Origin of the sequence: Pseudomonas sp. PDM26 (assembly GCF_019219185.1) — a bacterium.
Taxonomy (GTDB): Bacteria; Pseudomonadota; Gammaproteobacteria; order Pseudomonadales; family Pseudomonadaceae; genus Aquipseudomonas.
In genome coordinates this window covers 95013-115276 of sequence record NZ_JAHUWC010000010.1, presented here as the reverse complement: position 1 = coordinate 115276, position 20264 = coordinate 95013, and the positions used below count along the sequence as shown (strand labels likewise).

Sequence of the window (20264 nt, the reverse complement as noted above, 5' to 3'; positions counted from 1 at the left end):
GCTCGCGAAGGGGCCGGTTCAGACGATACAAAGCTTCAGCTAGACTCCTCCCTCAAGCAGCCCGCCACACCCGGCGGTCTAGAGGTTTTAGAGGAGATCAAGTGAGTAATCGAGGCGAGCAGTCGCTGCTCAAGCAATCGACCTTCCTGATGCTCGCCGTGACATTCGCCGGGATCATCACCGGTTTTGTTTCGGGCGCCCAATCCATCCTGTTCGATGGCTTTTTTTCGTTGATCGCGGCCTTCATCAAGGTCCTGATGCTGATCACCGCGAGGTTGATCGCCAAGGAAAGCAACCAGCGTTTCCAGTTCGGCTTCTGGCACCTGGAACCCATGGTGCTGCTGATCGAAGGCAGTTTCCTGTTCCTGGTTGCCATTTATGCCTTTCTCAACGGTGTGTTCGGCATCATCAGTGGTGGCCGCGAGGTCGAGCTCGGCCTGGTGATCCTCTACGCGGCGGTGTTCACCGTCGTTGAGCTGATTTATTTTTTCTACGTCCGCCATCGCAATCGCACACTCAAATCATCGCTGATCCAGTTCGACAACATCAGTTGGTTGGTGGACGCGATGCTATCGGCGGGACTGCTGGTGAGTTTCCTGATCGCGCTGCTGCTCAAGACTCAGGGTTACGACAAGTGGGCAGTGTATGTCGACCCGATGATTCTGATTCTGCTGGCCCTGGGCATGCTTCCTCCAGCGTTCAAAATCCTCGGCCCGGCCCTGCGCGACGTGCTGGGGATCGCGCCGGACCAGCTCGACGACAAGGTGCGCCAGGTGATGGACGAGGCCAAGGTCGAGCATGGTTTCGACGACTACTTATCCTATGTGCAGAAGCACGGGCGGGCCTGCTTCATCGAGATTCACATCGTATTGCCGAAGGATTACTGGCTAGACGGAATAGGGCAGCTGGACAGTTTGCGCGAGGAGATTTCCGCGAAGCTCGGTAAGCCGGATGCAGCGCGATGGCTGACCATCAGTTTTACCGGGGATCGCAAGTGGACCGAGTGATTGGGTTGCCCCTCGCCACAAAGTCAGCCGAGATATTGCGACAACCCGCGATAACAGGTCGCCAGGTGATAGGGCGTGGTCGACGGCATGTCGCGGCGGCTGACTTCACCGTGCTCGTCACGGCACTCAAACCAGCCGCCGGCATGCAGCGAGTGTTGCTGTAACGCCTGTAATTGACGCAGTACATCCGTTTCGCTGTCCGGGCGCAGCGTCAATGCGCGCAGGTATTCAGCCTGGGCCCAGATACGCTGCGTGGCGTCCCGGACGCCGCCATCCGGTCCGAAGTCGAGCATCGCCCGCACAGCGCCAGTCTGCTGATCGACGCCCACCTGCTCGGTAAAGGCGAAGGCCCGCGCCAGATCGGCATGCAGCGCCGAACGGCGTAACAGCGGCGAGGATTCCAGCAGGAAATACCACTCGAACTGATGCCCCGGTTCAAACCAGTTATCCACAGACCCCAGCGGCTTTTCCATCAACAGACCCTGTTGCGGATCGATGAAGCGCGCGTGCATGGCTGTGCATAACTCGACGAGCGCCTGTTGCACGTCGAGGTCTTCACGCACCGACAGGGTGGCGAGGAAAGCTTCGGCCAGGTGCATCAGCGGGTTTTGCAAAGGGCCGCTGTCCAGCGATGCCCAGTCGCGGTCGAGCGCGGCTTCGTACAGACCGTCGTCCGTGGCGAAACGCTGCGCAATCACTTCCAGCGAGGCGTTGAGTACCGACTCCACCAGTGGCTCGCGAACCTTGTCCCAGTAGTGGGCGCAGGCGAACAGGATGAAGGCGTGGGTGTAGAGGTCCTTGCGCTGATCCAGCGGCACCCCTTGTGCATCGACGCTGTAGAACCAGCCACCGTGCTCGGCATCGTGGAAGTGCCGCTGCAAGGAGCGGAACAACGCGGCGGCTCGCTCTTCGGCGCCCGGCAGCTGACCGATCAGGCTGGCAAACAGATACAACTGCCGCGCACAGGCCATGGCCCGGTAGCGTTGCGGTGGCAGCGGTTGGTGTTCGGCATCCAGCGCCTCGTAGGGCAACGCCATGTCGGCGTTCCAGCCCGGGCCTTGCCAGAGCGGCACGATTACGTTCAGGAAGTGCTGTTGCACCGAGGCGAACAGGGCGGTCAATTCAGGCTGAGAGGCGGAGCGGGAAACAGGCGGCATTGGCTGGCGTCGTCACGGCAGGGGCGATTGCGCGACATGTTAGCAGAGAGGCTGACTCGACGGATGCGATCCTCGTAGGAGCTGCCGCAGGCTGCGATCTTTTGATATGGATTTGAATGCAAGATCAAAAGATCGCAGCCTGCGGCAGCTCCTACAGGGAGGGGGTTAGCCCGCCAGCAACCACACCCCGGTCGCCGCCGAAGTCGCGCCTGCCAGTCGAACCAGTGGCGCAGCTGCATGCGGCAACACCCGCACGACCGCATAACCCGCTGCATGCAACACCGCTGTCGCCACCACAAACCCGGCGGCATAAGCCCAAGGGCTCGACATGTCCGGCAGTTCCAGGCCATGAGCCACGCCGTGGAACAGCGCAAACAACGCCGTCGCCATAACCGCCATCACCAACGGTGGACGCATCGCCAAGGCAACCGCCAGCCCCAAGGTCAACACGGAAGCGGCAATCCCGCCCTCCAGCTCCGGCAGGTTCAACCCTTCAAACCCGAGCACTCCTCCCATCAACATCGTGCCGACAAAGGTGCACGGCAGCGCCCAACGCGCTGCACCTTGCTGCTGTGCGGCCCACAGGCCGACCGCGAGCATCGCCAGCAAGTGATCGAGGCCGCCAAGCGGATGGCTGATACCGGCGATCAAGCCGTTGTCGCCGTGCCCCGGATGGGCGAAGGCGAGGGCCGGGGTCAGCAGCAGGGCCAGGGCACCGAGAATGCGTTTGAGTGTCATGGATAAGCTTCCTTGTTGAAGTTGTGATCAGGCCGCGGTCAGCAAACCCTGGCGTTCGATGAAGGCGATGATCTGTTCCAGACCCTGGCCGGTTTTCTGATTGCTGAAGACAAACGGCTTGCCGTTGCGCATGCGCTGGGTGTCGCTGTTCATCATCTCCAGCGAGGCACCGACCAGCGGTGCCAGGTCGATCTTGTTGATCACCAGCAGGTCGGATTTGCAGATCCCCGGTCCACCCTTGCGCGGCAGCTTGTCGCCGGCCGAGACGTCAATCACGTAGATCGTCAGGTCGGACAGTTCCGGGCTGAAGGTCGCGGAGAGGTTGTCGCCCCCGGACTCCACCAGAATCAGGTCCAGCCCCGGAAAGCGGCGATTGAGTTGATCCACGGCTTCAAGGTTGATCGAGGCGTCTTCGCGGATGGCCGTGTGCGGGCAGCCACCGGTTTCCACGCCGATGATGCGCTCCGGTGCCAAGGCTTCGTTGCGTACCAGAAAATCGGCGTCTTCGCGGGTGTAGATGTCGTTGGTCACGACGGCCAGGTTGTAGCGCTCGCGCAGGGCCAGGCACAGGGCCAGGGTCAGGGCGGTTTTGCCAGAGCCGACCGGGCCGCCGATGCCGACACGCAGGGGTTGTGTGTTCATGTGATTCTCCAAAATAACAGGCCCTAGGAACGGAACAGACGGCTGTACTGGCGCTCGTGGGCCATACACGCCAGGGACAGGCCGAAAGCGGCGCTGCCGTAATGATCAGGATCGATTCGGGTGGCGTTCTGTTGAGCTTGTTGAAGCAGCGGCAACAGTTCGCTGGTCAGGCGCTGGGCGGCTTGCTGACCCAGGGGCAGGGTCTTCATCAGCACCGCCAACTGGTTTTCCAGCCAGCTCCACAACCATGCGGCCAGGGCGTCCTGCGGGCTGATCTGCCAGGCGCGTGCGGCCAAGGCCCAACCCAGGGCCAGATGGGGCTCGCTGCGTTGTTCGAGGAAGGCTCGGGCCGGCGCGTCGAGTTCCGGCAAGCCATTGAGCAATTGCTGCAACGAGTAGCCCATTTGCCGGCTCTCCTGATGCAACTCGCGGGTTTCGCGACTGGCGCGGTGTTCCTCGCAGCGTTGCAGCAATTCACCCCAGTTGTCCCCGCTGGCGGCCAGGCAATGTGCAAGCAGCAACGGTGCTTCGAAGCGTGCCAGGTTTAACAACAACTGATCGCTGATCCAGCGCCGGGCGCTGTCGGGATCGTTTACGCGGCCGTTATCCACCGCCATTTCCAGCCCTTGGGAGTAGCTGTAGCCGCCAATCGGCAATTGCGGACTGGCCAGGCGCAACAGCGCCCAGGCCGGGTTCATGGGCGGACGCCGAACTGGTGCAGTTTCGGCGCGTAGTTGAAGTCTTCATCGCCGTGGCGCGAATGATGATGGCCACCGCCGTAGGCGCCATGTTCCGGCTGGAACGGCGCCTCGATGTTCTCGGCATGGGCGCCGAGTTGTTCGAGCATGGCCTTGAGCACGTAATCGTCGAGCAGGCGCAACCAACCGTCGCCGACTTGCAGGGCGACATGGCGATTGCCCAGGTGATAGGCCGCGCGGGTCAGTTCAAAGGTATTGGCACAGGTGACGTGGAGCAATTGTTCGGGGCGGGCGCAGACGCGCACGATTCGCCCGTCTTCGGCTTGCAGGCATTCGCCGTCATGCAACGGCGGCTGGCCGCGCTGCAAAAACAACCCGACGTCTTCGCCCTCGGCACTGAAACAGCGCAAACGGCTTTTGCTGCGGGCTTCGAACGTCAGGTGCAGTTCGGCTGCCCAAACGGGTTGAGGGTCGATTCTGCGATGAATCACCAGCATCGGAAGGCTTCCAGCAATGGACAATGCTCAGGCTAGAGCAAGGGGCTTGCCAATCGACATGATGCGTAGGAAAAGCCTGTCGGAGGCGTAGGACGGGTTTCTTTCGCGTGAATATTCTGGATGAAGTTGGTGCGTTGCTTTTGCGGCGCGCACCAAGATGATGCTATGGGCATCATTGTAGGAGCGAGCTTGCTCGCGAAAGCGGTTTGTCTGTCACATGAAGGTCGAAGATGTCGACGCCTTCGCGAGCAAGCTCGCTCCTACAAAGGACGTTACTCGGTGCTGCCGAGCCCTTGCCAATGCTTGAGGCCGATAAAGATAAACCGCAGTTGCTGGGTGATTTTCGCCTGGGGCGTCAGGTGCTCGGGCAAGGCTTCGGCTGGCGGATCGATGATGTCCGGCAGGGTGGCGAACACGCTTTTGACGATCAGGTCCGCCATGACACTCAGGTCGGCGATGTCCAGATGCTGCAGCTTCGGCATCAGTGACAAGTCCGCCGCCAGGTCCGAACTGATGTCTTCACGCAAACGGCCGATGGCCTGGCGCACCGGCAGCGAACCGCCGTATTGCTCACGGGCGAGAAACAGGAACTGCGAACGGTTGGCGCTGACCACGTCGAGAAAGATTCGCACCGAGGCATCGATGATGCCGCCCATCACGAATTCGTTGTGTCGTACCAGGCGAATGGTTTCGCGGAATGTCTGGCCGACTTCGCTGACCAGCACCAGGCCCAGTTCATCCATATCGGCAAAATGGCGGTAGAAACCGGTCGGTACGATGCCGGCGGTTTTCGCTACTTCACGCAGGCTCAGGCTGCCGAATCCTCGGCCTCCATCCATCAGATGCCGGGCAGCATCCATCAGAGCGTTACGGGTTTGTCGTTTCTGTTCGGCGCGGGGCAGCATCGCAAGGAGGGTTTCTGGACAGGGACGCGGCGCACTCTAGCAAATCGGCTTTGCCGGCGTCGAATGACTGTGGGGGGATCAAGCAGGGAAGTGCGGCATTTATCAAGCGGATCGCTGAAAAGTCAAAAGCCCAATCCGGGGATTGGGCTTTTTTTCAGGGCGGCCATGGGGCTTAGCTCAGGTCGCTGTTGCGTTCGATCACACGGTCACCACCGCCTTCAGCGAGGGTTTGACCTTGTGGAGTGCGATCCGAACCGCCTTCAGCGAGGGTTTGGCCTTGTGGAGTGCGATCCGAACCGCCTTCAGCGAGGGTCTGGCCTTGTGGAGTGCGTTCGGAACCATCGGCAGCCAGGGTTTGACCTTGTGGGGTGCGGTCCGAGCCATCCTGAGTGATCAGGCCTTTTTCTTTCAGACGATCATTACCACCTTCGGCAAGGGTCTGGCCTTGTGGGGTGCGGTCAGAGCCACCTTCGGCGACGGTTTGGCTGAATACCGAGTGATTCTGTTTCACTTGTGGAGTGGCCTGGTCAGCGGCTGGCAGGGCAAACGCAGTGCTGGCCAGCATCGAGAGGGTAAGGCTAAGCAGTAGTTGGCGTTTCATGATCGTTTTGCTCCTCGGGAGGGCGAATAAGTGGGTACGAGAACAATGCTACTCTCGATAAGTCGATATGAAAGTTCATAAACGCAATGGTAATAATCAATGGAATTGATTGTTTGCTGCGGAGGCTCTAGGTCGGGCGTTTCAGACGAATTGTTTTGCACCGATGTGGGTATTTTCGACCCACCTTTGCCATGCAGAAGTGCAGGGCCGGTAACGCTGAATGACTGATGGGTCAGTATTGGACTGGGCAAATTCGGCGAATTCGGTCTATCGATTAAACCTGCCGGGTTTTTATCAGTCGTAGAGTTCATGGCGGGCCGCTTGCGGCTCACCGTTTCACATGTGCGTCGCAGTCGGGGCGCTCAGTCGTATCAGGAGCCCTGTGCAATGACGCGCACTCAAAAGACGTTTGTCTGGACCCTTTCCACTTTCCTTACCTTGTTGATGGTGCTGGTGTTGATCATCGTGTTTTTCGACTGGAACCGGATCAAACCGCCGCTCAACGCCAAAGTTTCCGAAGAGCTGCACCGCGCTTTCGCCATCAACGGCAATCTGTCGGTGGTCTGGCAGCCCGAGCCCGATGAAAGCGGCTGGCGCGCCTGGCTGCCGTGGCCCCACGTGGTGGCTGAAGACTTGAGCCTGGGCAATCCCGACTGGTCGAAGCAACCGCAGATGGTCACCCTCAAGCGGGTGGAGCTGCGTATTTCACCCCTGGCGTTGCTGGCGCAGCGGGTGGTGATCCCGCGCATCGATCTCACCGAGCCGAATGCCCAACTGCAACGCCTGGCTGACGGGCGCGCCAACTGGACCTTCAAGTTCGATCCCAAAGACCCGAACGCCGAGCCTTCCAGTTGGGTGGTGGATATCGGCGCGATCGGCTTCGACAAGGGTCACGTCACCCTCGACGACCAGAACCTGAAGACTCGACTCGACGTGCTGATCGACCCCTTGGGCAAACCGGTTCCGTTCAGCGATATCGTCGGCGATAAAGCGGCGAAAGCCGTGCAGGAAAAGGGCTCGTCGCCCCAGGATTATGCGTTCGCCCTCAAGGTCAACGGCCAGTACCACGGCCAGAACCTCGCGGGCCAGGGCAAGATTGGCGGGCTGTTGGCGCTGCAGGACGCGGCGCGGCCGTTTCCGCTTCAGGCACAGGTGAAAATCGCCGATTCAAGTGTTGAACTGGCCGGCACCCTGACCGACCCGCTCAATCTCGGCGCCCTGGACCTGCGCCTGAAACTGGCCGGCACCAGCCTGGGCAACCTCTACCCGCTGACCGGCGTGATCCTGCCGGACACGCCACCCTATGCCACCGACGGCCACCTGCTTGCCAAGTTGCACGAGGCGGGTGGCGCGGTGTTCCGCTATGAGGAATTCAACGGCAAGATCGGCGAAAGCGACATCCATGGCAATCTGACTTATGTGGCCAGCCAGCCACGGCCAAAACTCAGCGGCTCGCTGTTGTCCAATCAATTGCTGTTCGCTGACCTGGCGCCGCTGATTGGTGCCGACTCCAACGCCGAACAGAAGGCCCGAGGCGGTGACAGCAAACAACCGGCGGACAAAGTGCTGCCGGTCGAAGAGTTCAAGACCGATCGCTGGCGCGATATGGACGCCGATGTCGAGTTCACCGGCAAGCGCATCGTGCACAGCGAAAAATTGCCGTTCAATGACCTCTATACCCATCTGCTGCTCACGGATGGCGTGCTCAGCCTTGAGCCGCTGCGTTTCGGCGTGGCCGGCGGCAAGCTGGATGCGCAGATTCGCCTGAACGGCCACACCGATCCACTGGAAGGCCAGGCCAGGCTCACAGCGCGAGGCTTCAAGCTCAAGCAGCTGTTCCCCGGCTTCGAACCGATGAAAACCAGTTTTGGCGAGCTCAATGGCGATGCTGATATCAGCGGGCGCGGCAATTCGGTGGCCAAGCTGTTGGGCAGCGCCAATGGCAATCTGAAAATGCTGATCAACGATGGCGCCATCAGTCGCGAATTGATGGAGCTGGCGGGCCTGAATGTCGGCAACTATGTGGTCGGCAAGATCTTTGGCGACAAGGAAGTGAAGATCAACTGCGCAGCCGCCGACTTCGGCATCCAGTCCGGCCTGGCAAGTACCCGCTTGTTTGTATTCGACACCGAGAACGCCATCGTCTACATCGACGGCACCGCGAGCATGGCGACTGAACAGCTGGACCTGACCATCACCCCGGAATCCAAGGGGTGGCGCCTGATTTCATTGCGCTCGCCACTGTATGTGCGCGGCAAGTTCATCAAGCCCGATGCAGGGGTCAAGGCCGTGCCGTTGATGCTGCGCGGAGCCGGGATGGTGGCGCTGGGCGTGATCGCCGCACCGGCGGCAGGTTTGCTGGCGCTGGTGGCGCCGAGTGGAGGGGAGGCGAATCAATGCGCGCCATTGCTGGAGCAGATGAAGGCGGGCAAGGCGCCGAAGAGTGTAGAAAGATGATCTAACGAAGACAGTTGGAAGCCCAGTCGCGGACAATTTAAATTCTTTCCGGATGTTGGGCTGTAATTATTTTGGTGTGTTTTGTTTTGAAGGTTTATCTTGGTTGGGGCGTTGCTGGGTAATAAAGTGTCATGTTTTGGTTGTAGTAATTGTCGCTGGAATTTATTAGGTTTTGATTTCCAGTTATAAGGCTGGTCTTGCAGTGATATTTATTTTTAAATAAGGAGATTTATATGAGTATTGTATTGCCGAGTGCTGAGGAAAGTGAGGTGTTTTTCGCAGGGGTAAAACTTGCCCAGCAAGATGTTAGTTATCTCGGGACCCAAACCTTCGCTCCGCTGGAAGGAGAAGGTGTAAAAAAACAAGATGTGCTGGTCGGCAAAGAGACTCCTACGATTATCGGCTTCGCAGATAATCTCGATGAAGATAAAAAACAAGCAGCAGCAGATAGTATTCATTTTTCTGAGCGCTATGCTGACGCTAATTCAGATATTAAGCTGGCGCCAATTGAGTGGCATCAAAAGTACAGTACGGCCATGAAACATTGTGGTTGGACGTTGATCAATAACAAGTATGAAAATCATGTCAGTAAACAGGTCAGTGTGACGATGGAAGCCATTGTCCTGGATATTATCAAGGCCGTTGCTGGACGGAACGCATCGGCGATGCTGGAATTGTTGCGTGGCGTCCTGGGCAAGGTGAAAGATGAAGAGCAACTGATCAATTTGTTTGATAAAAACAGCAACGACGGTAAAAGCGCAGAGTTCAGAATCGTTCCCTGCCTGCAGTCCGCTGGCGGTACAGCGATCACTGCTTATCTGGCTGTCGATTGTGAGCTCAGGACACAACAGGGGGGCGCCTGGTTTTGGAAGTGGAAGCTTTCGGAACTTAAAATGAAGAAAGTAGCGACGATGGTCGAGCTCAATATGCGAGTTCATGAGCGCAATCGAGATCATATCTATGAGCGGCTTGATAAAAGTTCGGAGGAGTTCTTTAGTGGCGCTAAGCTTTAATAAGTAAAACTGTGCGCGGGTTGCTGAAAAAGAAGCCCGCGTCGGCCTGCTGCTCTGTGGAGATTATTCATGAACAAGGATGTTGTTTTTTTAGTGGTGGGGGATCCGCTGTCTCTTTCAGTCGATATTTCCGTTATTTGGAGGGAGGAAACTCTTCATTCGTTGCTTTACTCTCGATTGTATGCGGGTTCGAAGGTTGACAGGTTTGTTGCTCCTGATCAGTGGTATAAAAGCTTTGCCAGTGCCATGGGGCAGGTAAAGTGGGTGCGTGAAGTCTATAGCGGTTATAGTTTTGAACCGGGGGTTGACGCGATAGTTGTATTGCGGGATCTGATCAAAACCAGGCTTGGTAGTCTGTTTGGCGCGAATCAAACTTTGCAGTTTGAGCGTTTGATATCTTCTGTTGAGGGGGCTCTCAATGCGGAAGTGGCTGGTACGATATTCAGGCAGCGTGCGGTGGCGAACGCGCCGGGAGAGAAGGATTCAGTTAATTCAGCTATTGTGCTGCAGTTGGGGGTTGTAGCGGCGGGGCCAGTTGTTTATTCGGCGTTCGTTCACTTTTGTACGACTGAAGAGGTTGAGGTTGACTTTATCAATCAGCGATTTGCGGGCGAACATATTGTCGGTAAGGTCAGTATTGACGTCTCGCAGCAACGGCTGGATATGGCAGCCTATGAAAAAAACCGGATCCGGGAAAAGATACTGACTCACCTCCCTGAGTCAATGGACGAATTCATTTTTGACCTTGATTCAAAACGTTCTTGATGCAGATAGCGAGTCACCGGGCAAAGCCGGCAGGGTTTGCTGCGTGCGGCCTGTTCGCAAGTGTTGCCCGCGTTCGGCAGTGGTCCCTGCGGGGCAGCACTCATTGCGCGGGATGCCCTGACAAACGCGCCTCTTCTGCGAGCCATTGAAAAAACGCCCGAACCGGTGGATGTCGCTCACGCCCCGGTACGCACAATGCGCTGTAGCCGGCGCCGTCGACCTGGAATTGCCCCCGGTACGGCATCAACAGACCACTGGCCACGCTTTCCGACACCAGAATATTGCTTGCCAATACCAGACCTTGCCCGGCAATCGCCGCTTGCAGGGCGTAATGCTCTTCGTCGTATTCGCGCACCGCGGGTCGGCCAATCAGCCAGGTTTCGCCGGATTGCGCACACCAGGCCTCCCAGCCGTGGGCATAGAGTTTGGAGTTGTGCCAGCGCACGCTGATCAGCGTCGGGGCGCGACTCGACGCCAGGGCCACTTGTTCGGGCGAACCGTAGACGCCGAAGGTTTCATCGAACAGGCACTGGCCGTACAGGTTGGGGTAGCTGTCGAGGCTGTAGCGCAACACCAGATCGACACTGGCGTCCTGATGCAGGTCGATGACTTCGCAGTGGGTATCGAGGCGTACGTTGATGTTCGGGTGCCGGGCGTAGAAGCGCCCCAGCCGTGGCACCAGCCACAGGGCGGCGAAGGCGGCGGTGGTGGAGACTGTCAGGCTGGCACCGCTGCGTTGAGGGCGCAGGGTGTCGACGCTTTGAGCTACCTCCAGAAGAGCCCCGTGCAGGCTCCGGAACAGCCGTTCGCCGCATTCGGTCAGGCGCACCTGGCGTGGCAGGCGCTCGAACAGCGGCACACCGAGCCAGGTCTCCAGAGAGCGGATCTGATGGGACACCGCCGTCGGGGTGACTGACAGTTCTTCGGCGGCAGCCTTGAAGCTCAACAGGCGTGAGGCGGATTCAAAGGCGCGCAGGGCGGTCAATGGCAGCGAGGCAAACATTGAGGACTCCATAGATGAAATAGATTCATCCTGACTGATTTTTGCTCATTTGAAGGGACGTAGCGGTGGGCTTCAAGCTGCAAGTCACAAGCTGTTTGAGTTTAGTCCCTGAGGAGATTCAGATGAGTAAAATTCTTGCCGTTCATGCCAGTCCCCGTGGTGATCGCTCGCACTCCCGCCGTTTGGCCGAAGTGTTTCTGTCGGCCTGGCAGGCCCGTCATCCTCACGCGCAGCTGACCCGTCGCGAGGTCGGACGGGCGCTGATTCCGCCAGTCAACGAGGCGTTCGTGGCTGCCGCGTTTTACCCCGAACCCGACGCTCGACCACTGTCGATGCAGGCCGACCTGGCGCTCAGCGACGAGCTGGTCGGCGAACTGCTTGACCACGATGTGTTGCTGATTTCCACGCCGATGCACAATTTCAGCGTGCCGAGCGGCCTCAAGGCCTGGATCGATCAGGTCGTGCGCATCGGGGTGACCTTCGATCACACCCTGGACAATGGAGTGGCCCAGTACCAACCGTTGGTGCAAGGCAAAAAAGCCCTGATCATCACCAGCCGTGGCGGCTTCGGTTTTGGCCCGGGCGGCGAGCTGGAAACCATGAACCATGCCGACAAGCTGCTGCGCACGGTGCTCGGATTCATCGGCATCACGGACGTCACCGTGGTGGCTGCCGAGGGCGAAGAGTCCGCCGAGCGCACATTTGAAATCTCCGTCGCCGAGGCTGAGCAGCGCTTGCTGGCGCTGGCCGGGGAGTTCTAGATGGCCTGGCTGTTTCTGCTGGTCGCCGCCGGGTTCGAAGTCACCTTCGCCATGGGCATGAAGTACGCCGAGGGCTTCACCCGGCCCTGGCCTTCGCTGATCACGGTGGTGGCCGCTGTGGGCGGGATCTACTTCCTGACCCTGGCCATGCGCGAGTTGCCGGTGAGCATCGCGTACCCGATCTGGACCGCTATCGGTTCGCTGGGCACGGTGTTTCTCGGTTTCGCGCTGCTGGGCGAAAGCCTGACCGTGATCAAGCTGGTCTCGGTCGGGCTGATCGTGGCGGGCGTGGCGGGGTTGAAGTAGGGCGGATGACATAGACTTGTCATCTTCGCTGGCGATGCTTGGCGGATGTCATGCATCCCGCCTTGCGTCACCGCCCGACCACCAGGATGTCCGCCCATGTCGCAAGGTTCTGCCCCGCGCTACCCGTTGGTGTTGGTCCCGGGAATGCTCGGGTTCATCCGCCTGGTGTTTTATCCCTACTGGTACGGGATCGTCGAGGCGTTGCGCCGTGGTGGTGCCGTGGTGTTCGCGGTGCAGGTCTCGCCGCTCAACTCGAACGAAGTGCGCGGCGAGCAACTGCTGGTACGTATCGACAAAATTCTGCGGGAGACCGGGGCCGACAAGGTCAACCTGATCGGCCATAGCCAGGGCTCGCTGACCGCCCGCTATGCCGCCGCCAAGCGTCCTGACCTGGTGGCATCGGTGACCTCGGTAGCGGGGCCGAACCACGGCTCGGAGCTCGCCGATTATCTGCACAGGCGTTATCCCCATGACAGCGTCCGTGGTCGTTTGCTGTGCTTATTGCTGCGGATGGTCGGCGCGTTGATGGCATTGCTGGATACCGGTTACCGCGGGCCGAAGCTGCCGGTGGATATCCCTGCATCCCATCACTCCCTCACTACCGCTGGCGTGGCGCTGTTCAACCAGTGTTATCCACAGGGCTTGCCTGAAACCTGGGGCGGTCACGGTGCCGAAGAGGTCAACGGCGTGCGCTATTACTCCTGGTCCGGCACCTTGCAGCCGGGCGTTACCGATCGCGGTCGCAATCTGCTGGATGGCACCAACCGCAGTTGCCGGTTGTTCGCCAAAACCTTCATCCGCGAAGCCGGGCATTGCGACGGCATGGTCGGGCGCTACAGCTCGCACCTGGGGACGGTGATTTGCGACGAATATCCGCTGGATCACTTCGATATCGTCAACCAGTCGCTGGGGCTGGTGGGTAAGGGGGCCGAACCGATCCGGTTGTTTGTCGAGCATGCGGCGCGGCTGGCGGCTGCCGGGCTTTAGTCCGCTCTGTGGCGAGGGAGCTTGCTCCCGTTCGACCGCGTAGCGGTCGCAAATCGATCATTGAATCTTGGGTGAATGAACAGGGGGCTGCTGCGCAGCCCAACGGGACGGTGCGGCGATCCGACAAGCTCCCTCGCCACAAAAAGCTAGGTGCGGCCCAACACCGTCGTCCAACGTTCGGAAACAATCACCCCACCCAAGGTCAGCACCCCGCCCACCAGGTGATACATCGCCAGCTGTTCATGCAGCACCACCGCCGCAATCAATGCGGTAATCAACGGCAGCAAATTGAAAAACTGCGTGGTCCGGCTAGGCCCTAAACGTACCACGGCCTGCATCCACGCCAGCGGCGCGACCATCGAAGCCAACAGACAGGCGTACAGCACCAGCGGAATGTTCTGCAGGGTCGGGCCGACTTTCGGTGAGGCGAGGAACAGCGGAAACAGCACCAACACGGCCACCAGCACCTGCAAATACAGGAGCACCAGCGGCGGCAGCTTCAGCTGCCATTTTTTCAGCAGGGTGCTGTAGACCGCGTAGGCCAGGGTGGCGATCAGCATCATCGCGTCGCCCAGGTTGACCCCGTGTTCCAGCAATGCGCCAAGGCTGCCGGACGACACCACCACCAGGACACCGGCGAATGACAATACCGCACCGGCCAGGGCCCCCATGGTCAGGCGCTGGCCGAGGCTGATGATCGCCATGGCGAGCGACATCAGCGGCATCAGCGACAGGATGATGCCCATGTTGGTGGCCGAGGTCAGACTCGCGGCGAAGTACGCGAGGCTTTGATAAACGGCCATGCCCAGTACACCGAGGACAAAGATCTTGCCCAGATTCGGGCGGATCAGCGGCCAATGGGCGAGCACCGGTTTGAGCATGAAGGGCGTGAACAGCAACCCGGCCAGCAGCCAGCGGTAGAAACCGATCTCGGCGGGGAAGATCGCCCCGGCCGACATCTTGGTGATCACGGTGTTGCCGGCCCAGATAAGAATGGCCAGCAGGGGGTAAGCGTATTGCATCGGGAAAAACCAGAACGTTAATGAGGGGCAATTATCCGCTTGTCTGGATGCAAGCCTATACTTTAATCCAGACAACCCGCCCTTGATGACGGACAGCATGAGCAGTAAACACATTGACCTGCTGGATTTCAGCGAACTGCCGTCGGCGGTGTACTTCCGCTACGCCGATTTCGACGCCCACGAATACGCCGCGCCCCACCGGCATCCATGGGGGACGCTGGAATACGCAGCCCACGGCGTGCTGCACATGGACGTCGATGGCAGCCGCTTCATGTCGCCGCCGCAATACGCGGTGTGGGTGCCGCCGCAGATCGAACACAGTTTCTACAGTCACCAACCGGTCAACTACCGTGCGGTGTGCCTGGCCCCCAAGGTGTGCGCCGATCTGCCGCCGCGGGCCTGCACCCTGGCCATCAGCGACATCCTCAAGGCGATCCTCAAGGACTTCGCCGCCCGTGACGTGAAAATCCCCGAGCAGGCTGCGGACCAGCGTCTGGCCCAAGTCCTGGTGGACCAACTGCAACAGGCACCGGTGCACGAGTGCTACCTGCCCTACGCCAGCAGCCCGGGACTGCTGGGGATTCTGGAGTCATTGCAGGCCGAGCCGGGGGATAACCGAGCGCTGTCGGAATGGGCTGCACGCATTCATGTCAGCGAGCGCACCCTGGCACGACAGTTCGTGCGGGAACTGGGCATGAGTTTCGGTGAGTGGCGCCAGCGCCTGCGTTTTCTGGCGGCGATCGAAGCGCTGGATAGCCCGCGCAGTGTTCAAGAGATCGCCTTCGACATGGGCTACAGCACCGGCTCGGCGTTTATTGCGATGTTTCAGCGCCAGGCCGGGTGTACGCCGGAGCAGTATCGGCGCAGCCACCTGGAGAGCAGGAAGGTGTAACAGGGGTTGTCTACACTCCAGTACAAGGCCGCGCCCCTCGGTGTGGCGACCAGGAGAAAACTCCATGAAGATGATGCGTGCCCCTTTGTTGATGATCGGATTGCTGCTGTGCTCCCAGGGCTTTGCCGCCAACACGGCCCAGCAAGAGAAGATGACTACCTGCAATGCCGACGCTACGGCTAAAAGCCTCAAAGGCGACGAGCGCAAGGCCTTCATGAGCACCTGCCTGAAGGCGACTCCGGCGGCAAACGATGCCGCTAAGGCCTTGACCCCACAGCAAGAGAAGATGAAGACCTGCAACGCCGACGCCGCCACCAAAGCCCTCAAGGGTGATGAACGCAAGGCGTTCATGAGCGATTGCCTGAAGAAAAAATAAACATAGGGCTGAAAAATGTGGGAGCTGTGAGGGCCCCATCGCGAGCAGGCTCGCTCCTACAGTGGAACTGAGTACGCCGGACAAATGTGGGAGCGAGCCTGCTCGCGATGAGGCCGGTCGGGGCACTGCAAAAGAACCTGAACCCCCGACCAAGGTCGACCCACACAATCCCTAGTGCTCGCACCGGATCGCTGGCAGACTGCCAATCCTTTTTATGCCGTTCGTTTTTGAGGCTGTATGCCAACGTTTTCTCAGCGTCAAGTTTTGCTGATCATCAGCTGGGTCATCATTTTTGGCGGACTGCTGCTGGTGATTCCGCTGCGGTTGCTGCCCAGCCTGCTGGCCGGGTTGCTGGTGTTCGAACTGGTCAACATGCTCACCCCGCAACTGCAGCGGCTGATCGAAGGCCGGCGCGCGCGCTGGCTCGCCGTGGCTTTGCTGGGGACGTTGATCGTCAGTGTGCTGACGCTAATCTTCGCCGGTGCCATCAGCTTCCTGCTGCACGAAGCAGAGAACCCCGGCGCTTCCCTCGATAAGTTCATGGGCGTGGTCGATCGCGCGCGCGGGCAATTGCCGCCGTTCATCGACGCCTATCTGCCGGCCAGTGCTGCCGAGTTTCGCGTGGCAATTGGCGAGTGGGTCAGCAAGCACCTCAGTGATTTGCAACTGGTGGGCAAGGATGCCGCGCACATGTTCGTGACGCTGCTGATCGGCATGGTGCTCGGCGCGATCATCGCCTTGCAGCGTGTGCCGGACCTGACCAAGCGCAAACCGCTGGCGGCGGCGCTGTTCGAACGTCTGCACCTGCTGGTCCAGGCGTTTCGCAACATCGTGTTCGCCCAGATCAAGATCTCCCTGCTCAACACCGTCTTCACCGGGATCTTCCTGGCGGTGATCCTGCCGATGTTCGGCATCAAGCTGCCGCTGACCAAAACCCTGATCGTGCTGACGTTCCTGCTTGGCCTGTTGCCGGTGATCGGCAACCTGATGTCGAACACCCTGATCACCATCGTCGGTTTGTCGTTGTCGATCTGGGTCGCTGTGGCGGCGCTGGGTTATCTGATTTTTATCCACAAGCTCGAATACTTCCTCAACGCGCGCATCGTCGGCGGGCAGATCAGTGCCAAGTCGTGGGAGTTGCTGCTGGCGATGCTGGTGTTCGAGGCCGCGTTCGGCCTGCCGGGAGTGGTGGCGGGGCCGATTTACTACGCGTATCTGAAGAGTGAGTTGAAGCAGGTGGGGATGGTTTGATCCGCTTCGGATCTAGCTGTTGATCAAATTGTGGCGAGGGAGCTTGCTCCCACTGGGTCGCGCAGCGGCCCCCTTATCCCTAAAAAGCAGGGGACTGCTGCGCAGTCCTACGGGAGCAAGCTCCCTCGCCACAGAGATTGTAATCAGTCCATCGAGCCGTAACGCTTGGCCGCTTCAATCGCCAGACCACTGCCGATACTGCCAAAGATATTCCCTTCCACATGCCGCGCATTCGGCAACATCGCCGAAACACTGTTGCGCAGCGCCGGAATCCCGCTCGAACCACCGGTGAAGAACACTGTATCGACCTGATCGACCCGCACATCTGCGTCTGCCAGCAGTTGGGTGACGCTGTTGCGCACCCGCTCCAGCAGGCTGTCGATGGCCGACTCGAACAGTGCACGGCTCAAGTCCACGCTCAGGCCCGCTTCAATGCGATCCAGTGGCACGTGACGGTTGTCGGCGTGGGTCAGCTGGATCTTGGTTTCTTCCACTTCCATGGCCAGCCAGTGCCCGGCGCGTTGCTCGATCAGCTTGAACAGGCGGTCGATACCGCCGGTGTCCTCGATGTCGTAGCGCATGCTGCCCAGGGCCAGTTGCGACTTCTGCGAGTACACCGAGTTGATGGTGTGCCAGGTCGCCAGGTTCATGTGGTGGCTGGTGGGCATGTAGGCGCCGCTCTTCATCCGGCTGCCGTAGCCGAACAGCGGCATCAGGCCTTGCAGGCTGAGCTGTTTGTCGAAGTCGGTTCCGCCGATGTGCACACCGCCGGTGGCGAGGATGTCCTCGTGACGGTTATCCACACCCCGACGCTCCGGCGACAGGCGCACCAGGGAGAAGTCGGACGTACCACCGCCGATGTCGACGATCAGTACCAGCTCTTCTTTCTCGATGGTCGACTCGTAGTCGAACGCTGCGGCAATCGGCTCGTACTGGAACGAGACTTCCTTGAAGCCGATCTTGCGTGCCACATCGACCAGGGTGTCTTCGGCTTCTTTGTCGGCCATCGGGTCATCGTCGACAAAAAACACCGGCCGACCCAGTACCACTTCTTCGAATTCCCGACCGGCGGCCGCTTCGGCGCGGCTCTTGAGCTGGCCGATGAACAGCCCGAGCAGGTCCTTGAACGGCATTGCCGTGCCCAGGACGCTGGTGTCGTGCTTGATCAGCTTTGAACCCAGCAGGCTCTTGAGCGAGCGCATCAGGCGGCCTTCGTAGCCTTCCAGGTACTCGTGCAGCGCCAGCCGGCCGTACACCGGGCGACGTTCCTCGATATTGAAGAAGACCACTGACGGCAGGGTAATCTTGTCGTCCTCCAGCGCGATCAGCGTTTCCACGCCGGGGCGCAGCCAGCCGACAGTGGAGTTGGACGTGCCAAAGTCGATACCCAAGGCACGGGCTGGAGATGCGTTGTTCATGTCTTTCAGGTTCCGGTTAAAAAACGGCCGCGCAGTGTATGTCAGAGCGCGCCAGATTCGAAGGCCGGTTATCTGCTAATTCTTCGCAGACGATGCCTTGAAAGATGGGGCATTCCCCCCAAACTACCCTGCATCAACCGGACAGCCGCGGGAGTGCTCGCAAGAAGCCCCGCCTGCTGCCGATAAACTTCTGCTGCGCCGCCCGGTCACAAATTTGAGATCGGTCAGACCAATGGCTGCAAACAAGCGCATGCTGTGGCCTGTGGTGCGATTCTGATAACGGATGGTGATTCCTTCGATGGACTTCAAAGACTATTACAAGATTCTCGGTGTGGAGCCGACAGCAGACGACAAGGCGATCAAGGCCGCCTATCGCAAGCTGGCGCGCAAATACCACCCAGACGTCAGCAAGGAAAAGGACGCCGAGGCCAAGTTCAAGGACGCGTCTGAAGCCTATGAAGCGCTGAAAAGCGCCGATAAACGCGCCGAATACGATGATTTGCGCCGCTATGGCCAGCACGGCCAGCCATTCCAGGGGCCTCCGGGCTGGCAGAGCCGTGGCGGTTTCGGTGGTGGCGGCCAGGACACGGGCGATTTTTCGGACTTTTTCAGTTCGATCTTCGGCAATCGTGGGCCAGGCTTTGGTGGTGGTGGACAGTCGCGTCGCAGCACCGGACGCCGAGGGCAAGACGTGGAAATGGAGCTTGGGGTTTTTCTCGAAGAAACACTGTCGACCGAGTCGAAGAAAGTCACCTTCCAGGTACCGCAGTACAACGCGGCCGGGCAGCATGTGAGCAACACCAGCAAAAGCCTGAACGTGAAGATCCCCGCCGGTGTGACCGACGGCGAGCGCATTCGCCTCAAGGGGCAGGGCGCTCCGGGCGTGGGTGGCGGCGCCAATGGCGACCTGTACCTGACGATCCGTTTTGCCCCGCACCCGAAATTCGACGTCGAAGGCGAGAACCTGATCATCACCTTGCCATTGGCACCGTGGGAGCTGGCGCTGGGAGCCGAAGTCGCCGTGCCGACCCTGACCGGCAAGATCAACCTCAAGGTACCGGCGGGCAGCCAGAACGGCCAGCGCATGCGCGCCAAGGGCCATGGCCTGATGAACAAGGCCGGTGAGCGCGGTTATCTGTTCGTACAACTGAAGGCTGTCATGCCGAAGAAATCCGACGATGACATCAAGGCCCTGTGGCAGGAACTGGCGAAAAAAGCCGCGTTCGATCCCAGAGAACACTTCTGAACCCAGACATGGAGTAGCCCGTCATGAGCAGCCCCCTGATCGTTCAACTGGACCTGGCAGAATTCTGTGAGGCGGCCGATTTGTCGGACGTCCATGTGATCGAAATTGTCGAACACGGCATCCTCGAACCTCAGGGCGCCCAGCCCAAGGACTGGCGTTTCAACGATTATGAGCTGACCTTGGCCAAACGCGCCGTCAAGCTGCGGCGCGATCTGGAGCTGGAATGGGAAGGCGTCGCCCTGGCGCTGGACCTGCTTGAAGAGGTCCAGCACCTGCGGGCGGAGAATCGAATGCTCAAGCAGCGGTTGGGGCGGCTGCTGGTCGAGTAAGCGTTCTGGTGTTTTTGTATGGGCTGTCAGGTTGCTTTCGCGAGCAGGCTCGCTCCCACGGGTGATTGCTGTGAACACAGGATTTGTGAACAGCACGATCCATTGCAGGCGCGAGCTTGCTCGCGATAAAAGCCGGCACATTCGTGGTTGTGTGGTGAGGTAAATAGATATTTTCGGCGCCTGGATTTTCGAA

At 59.5% G+C, this 20264-nt stretch carries 22 protein-coding genes; 12 read left to right on the top strand and 10 right to left on the bottom strand.

What is annotated here, in order from left to right; genetic code table 11:
* The first annotated feature begins 101 nt into the window (after positions 1–101).
* Positions 102–1007 carry a cation transporter gene (locus KW849_RS19900; RefSeq protein WP_218430959.1) on the top strand — a complete coding sequence of 302 codons (906 nt, stop codon included), beginning with the start codon at positions 102–104 and terminating at the stop codon, positions 1005–1007.
* A gap of 23 nt (positions 1008–1030) precedes the next feature.
* Here KW849_RS19900 and KW849_RS19895 read toward each other — a convergent pair whose 3' ends face one another.
* The 7 genes from KW849_RS19895 to KW849_RS19865 form a co-directional block, all read right to left on the bottom strand.
* Positions 1031–2164, bottom strand: coding sequence for an AGE family epimerase/isomerase (locus tag KW849_RS19895; RefSeq protein WP_218430958.1), 1134 nt, complete (start codon positions 2162–2164; stop codon positions 1031–1033).
* Between the two features lie 165 nt (positions 2165–2329).
* Positions 2330–2902: a HupE/UreJ family protein gene (locus tag KW849_RS19890; RefSeq protein WP_218430957.1), complete on the bottom strand. Its 573-nt coding sequence runs from the start codon at positions 2900–2902 to the stop codon at positions 2330–2332.
* 27 nt (positions 2903–2929) lie between these two features.
* Positions 2930–3544, bottom strand: a complete 615-nt coding sequence (gene ureG, locus KW849_RS19885) for an urease accessory protein UreG (protein ID WP_007979691.1) — start codon at positions 3542–3544, stop codon at positions 2930–2932.
* A 23-nt stretch (positions 3545–3567) separates the two neighbouring features.
* Positions 3568–4242 carry an urease accessory protein UreF gene (locus tag KW849_RS19880; protein WP_218430956.1) on the bottom strand — a complete coding sequence of 225 codons (675 nt, stop codon included), beginning with the start codon at positions 4240–4242 and terminating at the stop codon, positions 3568–3570.
* Entirely contained in the window at positions 4239–4739 is a 501-nt protein-coding gene (ureE, locus tag KW849_RS19875) for an urease accessory protein UreE (protein ID WP_218430955.1), read from the bottom strand. Before ureE ends, KW849_RS19880 begins: the two co-directional genes overlap by 4 nt.
* A 272-nt stretch (positions 4740–5011) precedes the next feature.
* The gene (locus tag KW849_RS19870; protein ID WP_108218449.1) at positions 5012–5644 is read right to left on the bottom strand and encodes a TetR family transcriptional regulator; all 633 of its coding nucleotides are present in this window, start codon (positions 5642–5644) and stop codon (positions 5012–5014) included.
* Positions 5645–5816: 172 nt separating this feature from the next.
* Positions 5817–6245, bottom strand: a complete 429-nt coding sequence (locus KW849_RS19865) for a hypothetical protein (RefSeq protein WP_218430954.1) — start codon at positions 6243–6245, stop codon at positions 5817–5819.
* Positions 6246–6632: 387 nt separating this feature from the next.
* Between KW849_RS19865 and KW849_RS19860 the strand changes: the two genes are divergently transcribed.
* From KW849_RS19860 to KW849_RS19850, 3 genes are all read left to right on the top strand, one after another.
* Positions 6633–8702, top strand: coding sequence for an AsmA family protein (locus KW849_RS19860; RefSeq protein WP_218430953.1), 2070 nt, complete (start codon positions 6633–6635; stop codon positions 8700–8702).
* Between the two features lie 233 nt (positions 8703–8935).
* Entirely contained in the window at positions 8936–9715 is a 780-nt protein-coding gene (locus tag KW849_RS19855) for a hypothetical protein (RefSeq protein ID WP_218430952.1), read from the top strand.
* Positions 9716–9784: 69 nt separating this feature from the next.
* A complete protein-coding gene (locus KW849_RS19850) occupies positions 9785–10480 on the top strand; it encodes a hypothetical protein (protein WP_218430951.1) in 696 nt (231 codons plus the stop codon).
* Positions 10481–10580: 100 nt separating this feature from the next.
* Here KW849_RS19850 and KW849_RS19845 read toward each other — a convergent pair whose 3' ends face one another.
* The gene (locus tag KW849_RS19845; protein WP_218430950.1) at positions 10581–11495 is read right to left on the bottom strand and encodes a LysR substrate-binding domain-containing protein; all 915 of its coding nucleotides are present in this window, start codon (positions 11493–11495) and stop codon (positions 10581–10583) included.
* Between the two features lie 110 nt (positions 11496–11605).
* On the opposite strand from KW849_RS19845, the gene KW849_RS19840 reads away from it, so the two are divergent.
* The 3 genes from KW849_RS19840 to KW849_RS19830 all read left to right on the top strand — a co-directional run bounded on the left by KW849_RS19840 (position 11606) and on the right by KW849_RS19830 (position 13537).
* On the top strand, positions 11606–12244 hold the full coding sequence (locus KW849_RS19840) for an FMN-dependent NADH-azoreductase (protein ID WP_218430949.1): 639 nt from the start codon (positions 11606–11608) through the stop codon (positions 12242–12244).
* Entirely contained in the window at positions 12245–12550 is a 306-nt protein-coding gene (locus tag KW849_RS19835) for a multidrug efflux SMR transporter (protein ID WP_218430948.1), read from the top strand.
* Positions 12551–12646: 96 nt separating this feature from the next.
* Positions 12647–13537 (top strand): triacylglycerol lipase, encoded by an 891-nt coding sequence (locus KW849_RS19830; RefSeq protein WP_218430947.1) that lies wholly within the window; start codon positions 12647–12649, stop codon positions 13535–13537.
* Between the two features lie 146 nt (positions 13538–13683).
* On the opposite strand, the gene KW849_RS19825 is transcribed toward KW849_RS19830, so the two are convergent.
* A complete protein-coding gene (locus KW849_RS19825) occupies positions 13684–14559 on the bottom strand; it encodes a DMT family transporter (RefSeq protein ID WP_218430946.1) in 876 nt (291 codons plus the stop codon).
* A gap of 97 nt (positions 14560–14656) precedes the next feature.
* Between KW849_RS19825 and KW849_RS19820 the strand changes: the two genes are divergently transcribed.
* From KW849_RS19820 to KW849_RS19810, 3 genes are all read left to right on the top strand, one after another.
* On the top strand, positions 14657–15451 hold the full coding sequence (locus KW849_RS19820) for a helix-turn-helix transcriptional regulator (protein WP_218430945.1): 795 nt from the start codon (positions 14657–14659) through the stop codon (positions 15449–15451).
* Positions 15452–15515: 64 nt separating this feature from the next.
* Positions 15516–15827: a PsiF family protein gene (locus KW849_RS19815; protein ID WP_218430944.1), complete on the top strand. Its 312-nt coding sequence runs from the start codon at positions 15516–15518 to the stop codon at positions 15825–15827.
* A gap of 237 nt (positions 15828–16064) precedes the next feature.
* Entirely contained in the window at positions 16065–17078 is a 1014-nt protein-coding gene (locus tag KW849_RS19810) for an AI-2E family transporter (protein WP_218430943.1), read from the top strand.
* 143 nt (positions 17079–17221) lie between these two features.
* Here the strand turns inward: KW849_RS19810 and KW849_RS19805 are convergent, their stop codons facing one another.
* A complete protein-coding gene (locus KW849_RS19805) occupies positions 17222–18496 on the bottom strand; it encodes an Hsp70 family protein (protein WP_218430942.1) in 1275 nt (424 codons plus the stop codon).
* Between the two features lie 298 nt (positions 18497–18794).
* Here KW849_RS19805 and KW849_RS19800 point away from each other — a divergent pair, with 298 nt between their 5' ends.
* Both KW849_RS19800 and KW849_RS19795 read left to right on the top strand, forming a co-directional pair.
* Positions 18795–19742: a DnaJ C-terminal domain-containing protein gene (locus tag KW849_RS19800; protein WP_218430941.1), complete on the top strand. Its 948-nt coding sequence runs from the start codon at positions 18795–18797 to the stop codon at positions 19740–19742.
* 23 nt (positions 19743–19765) lie between these two features.
* The gene (locus tag KW849_RS19795) at positions 19766–20071 is read left to right on the top strand and encodes a chaperone modulator CbpM (protein WP_218430940.1); all 306 of its coding nucleotides are present in this window, start codon (positions 19766–19768) and stop codon (positions 20069–20071) included.
* The last annotated feature ends 193 nt before the right edge of the window (positions 20072–20264 follow it).

Bases quoted from the DNA above. Each gene is read 5' to 3' on its own strand.
- KW849_RS19880 (WP_218430956.1), bottom strand. From the start codon at position 4,242: ATGAACCCGGCCTGGGCGCTGTTGCGCCTGGCCAGTCCGCAATTGCCG.
- KW849_RS19855 (WP_218430952.1), top strand. From the start codon at position 8,936: ATGAGTATTGTATTGCCGAGTGCTGAGGAAAGTGAGGTGTTTTTCGCA.
- KW849_RS19845 (WP_218430950.1), bottom strand. From the start codon at position 11,495: ATGGAGTCCTCAATGTTTGCCTCGCTGCCATTGACCGCCCTGCGCGCC.
- KW849_RS19865 (WP_218430954.1), bottom strand. From the start codon at position 6,245: ATGAAACGCCAACTACTGCTTAGCCTTACCCTCTCGATGCTGGCCAGC.
- KW849_RS19860 (WP_218430953.1), top strand. From the start codon at position 6,633: ATGACGCGCACTCAAAAGACGTTTGTCTGGACCCTTTCCACTTTCCTT.
- KW849_RS19840 (WP_218430949.1), top strand. From the start codon at position 11,606: ATGAGTAAAATTCTTGCCGTTCATGCCAGTCCCCGTGGTGATCGCTCG.
- ureG (WP_007979691.1), bottom strand. From the start codon at position 3,544: ATGAACACACAACCCCTGCGTGTCGGCATCGGCGGCCCGGTCGGCTCT.
- KW849_RS19850 (WP_218430951.1), top strand. From the start codon at position 9,785: ATGAACAAGGATGTTGTTTTTTTAGTGGTGGGGGATCCGCTGTCTCTT.
- KW849_RS19815 (WP_218430944.1), top strand. From the start codon at position 15,516: ATGAAGATGATGCGTGCCCCTTTGTTGATGATCGGATTGCTGCTGTGC.
- KW849_RS19820 (WP_218430945.1), top strand. From the start codon at position 14,657: ATGAGCAGTAAACACATTGACCTGCTGGATTTCAGCGAACTGCCGTCG.
- KW849_RS19890 (WP_218430957.1), bottom strand. From the start codon at position 2,902: ATGACACTCAAACGCATTCTCGGTGCCCTGGCCCTGCTGCTGACCCCG.
- KW849_RS19810 (WP_218430943.1), top strand. From the start codon at position 16,065: ATGCCAACGTTTTCTCAGCGTCAAGTTTTGCTGATCATCAGCTGGGTC.
- KW849_RS19805 (WP_218430942.1), bottom strand. From the start codon at position 18,496: ATGAACAACGCATCTCCAGCCCGTGCCTTGGGTATCGACTTTGGCACG.
- KW849_RS19830 (WP_218430947.1), top strand. From the start codon at position 12,647: ATGTCGCAAGGTTCTGCCCCGCGCTACCCGTTGGTGTTGGTCCCGGGA.
- ureE (WP_218430955.1), bottom strand. From the start codon at position 4,739: ATGCTGGTGATTCATCGCAGAATCGACCCTCAACCCGTTTGGGCAGCC.
- KW849_RS19835 (WP_218430948.1), top strand. From the start codon at position 12,245: ATGGCCTGGCTGTTTCTGCTGGTCGCCGCCGGGTTCGAAGTCACCTTC.
- KW849_RS19870 (WP_108218449.1), bottom strand. From the start codon at position 5,644: ATGCTGCCCCGCGCCGAACAGAAACGACAAACCCGTAACGCTCTGATG.
- KW849_RS19895 (WP_218430958.1), bottom strand. From the start codon at position 2,164: ATGCCGCCTGTTTCCCGCTCCGCCTCTCAGCCTGAATTGACCGCCCTG.
- KW849_RS19795 (WP_218430940.1), top strand. From the start codon at position 19,766: ATGAGCAGCCCCCTGATCGTTCAACTGGACCTGGCAGAATTCTGTGAG.
- KW849_RS19800 (WP_218430941.1), top strand. From the start codon at position 18,795: ATGGACTTCAAAGACTATTACAAGATTCTCGGTGTGGAGCCGACAGCA.
- KW849_RS19825 (WP_218430946.1), bottom strand. From the start codon at position 14,559: ATGCAATACGCTTACCCCCTGCTGGCCATTCTTATCTGGGCCGGCAAC.